Annotated in this window: 3 protein-coding genes and 1 other annotated feature; all 3 genes read left to right on the forward strand. The window is 66.3% G+C overall.

Annotation, left to right across the window (positions count from 1 at the left end; all coding sequences use genetic code 11):
- Positions 1 to 89 precede the first annotated feature (89 nt).
- The gene (locus tag AX669_RS08645) at positions 90 to 413 is read left to right on the forward strand and encodes a transposase (RefSeq protein WP_062257854.1); all 324 of its coding nucleotides are present in this window, start codon (positions 90 to 92) and stop codon (positions 411 to 413) included.
- Positions 371 to 502, forward strand: a sequence feature (AL1L pseudoknot). It overlaps the preceding gene by 43 nt.
- Positions 410 to 1,243: an IS3 family transposase gene (locus tag AX669_RS13390; protein ID WP_062257852.1), complete on the forward strand. Its 834-nt coding sequence runs from the start codon at positions 410 to 412 to the stop codon at positions 1,241 to 1,243. Its footprint overlaps the feature before it by 93 nt. The genes AX669_RS08645 and AX669_RS13390 overlap by 4 nt, the downstream gene beginning before the upstream one ends.
- Before the next feature lie 86 nt (positions 1,244 to 1,329).
- Positions 1,330 to 1,861: helix-turn-helix domain-containing protein (locus AX669_RS08655; RefSeq protein WP_156444964.1), on the forward strand; the 532-nt coding region annotated here is incomplete at its 3' end.

A 1,861-nucleotide genomic window follows, 5' to 3' on the forward strand; every position in this document is an offset into this window, starting at 1 on the left:
CCTACCCGGCCACCGACGCGCTCAACCGACTACACCCTCGTTCGTGAAGAGCCGGTTTGGTTCCGACCCACCTGAAGGAGAATCGGACCATGCCCAAGAAGTACGACCAGGACTTGCGTGAGCACGCCGTCAGGATGGTGCTCGACAAGCGCGCCGCCGAAGCATGCTCACAGCGGGTCGCGATGGACGCTGTCGGAGCCTCGCTCGGCATCGCGCCGGCGACCATCCGTAACTGGATGCCCCGTGTCGGCGAACAACTAGCCATGGCGGGCGCGGCAGCGCCGCGTGAGTCGCTCGAGGAAGAGAACCGGCGCCTTCGCCGCGAACTTGCAGAGACACGGCGCGCGAACGAGATCTTGAAGAAAGCATCGGCTTTTTTCGCAGCGGAACTCGACCGCCCCACGACGAGATGATCCGGTTCATCGACGAACACAAGGGTCAGTTCGGGGTCGAGTCCATCTGTCGCGTTCTGCGCGCGACGGACTGTGGGTTCATTCCCCCGCAAGCGGGAGGTGCCCCCACCTCCCGCGGCTACCGGGCCGCGAAGACGCGCCCGCGCTGCGCGCGAGCGATCCGCGACGATGTCCTCGTGGAGGAAGTGAAACGCCTTCACGCCCAGAATTACGGCGTGTACGGCCACCGCAAGATGTGGCACGCGATGCGCCGCCGGGGCTGGATGATCGGGCGTGATCAGACCGCCCGGCTCATGAAAGTCGCTGGGCTGCACGGTGTTCGGCGCGGGCGTCGCCCGTTCACGACCGTTGGATCGAAGCTGCCCGATCACCGCCCGGACCTGGTCGAGCGTGACTTCCACGCGATGGCGCCGAACGAGCTGTGGGTTGCGGACATCACGTACGTGCGCACCGTCGGTGGGTTCGCGTACACGGCGTTCATCACCGATGCGTGCACAAGGAAGATCGTGGGCTGGTCGGTCGCGTCATCGCTGACGACGCAGGCATTGCCGCTGATCGCGTTGCAGCAGGCGATCACCACGACCCCGGCGGCGCGTCAGGGCGGGCGGCTCGTGCACCACAGCGACCGCGGAGTCCAGGGCGGATTCAACTGGTTGTCGCAACACCCTGATCGTGAGGGTGTGTGGTGGGACGAGATCCAGAGGAATCAGCGGCGCTGGCGGGTGCGCGTCGACAGTGGCAAGCGGATCGGGCGATCAGACCGAAGCTGCGGTCGCCGGGGCATCCGAAGTACCGCCGGGATGTCGAGTCAGCGTTCTGGGATCAGATAGCGCTGGGATTGCTGGCAGAGGAAGCGGCTCGTGTCATCGGCGTGGCCCCTGCGGTCGCGACGCGCTGGTACCGCCAGCATGGTGGGATGCGCCCGTTCATGCCGCCGACGCCGTCAGGGCGTTACCTCAGCTTCACCGAGCGTGAAGAGATCGCGATTCTTGTCGCGAAAGGCCATGGGGTGCGCCACATCGCTCGCACGATCGGCCGCGACCCAGGAACGATCTCGCGCGAGCTACGCCGAAACGCCGCGACACGGGGCCGCACGCGTGACTATCGCGCGTCGGTCGCGCAGTGGAAGGCCGACATGGCAGCGCGGCGGCCGAAGGAAGCCAAGCTCGTGGCGAACCCGCGGTTGCGCGAGTACGTTGAGCAACGACTCAGCGGCCACATCGTCGACGAGAACGGAAACGTCGTGGCCGGGCCGCCGGTAGAGAAATGGACGGGCCGTAACAAGCCACGCCGCAAGGACCGGGCGTGGGTGCGCGCGTGGAGCCCGGAGCAGATCAGTAGGCGCCTGCCTCTCGATTTGCCCGATGATGAGTCCATGCGCATCAGCCACGAGGTGAATCGCCCCGGGTTCGGTGGAGGCTGTCATTCAACGCGAGGATGGACAGCAT

Origin of the sequence: Dermacoccus sp. CCH2-D9 (genome assembly GCF_001556795.1) — a bacterium.
In the GTDB taxonomy this organism is placed as follows: domain Bacteria; phylum Actinomycetota; class Actinomycetes; order Actinomycetales; family Dermatophilaceae; genus Dermacoccus; species Dermacoccus nishinomiyaensis.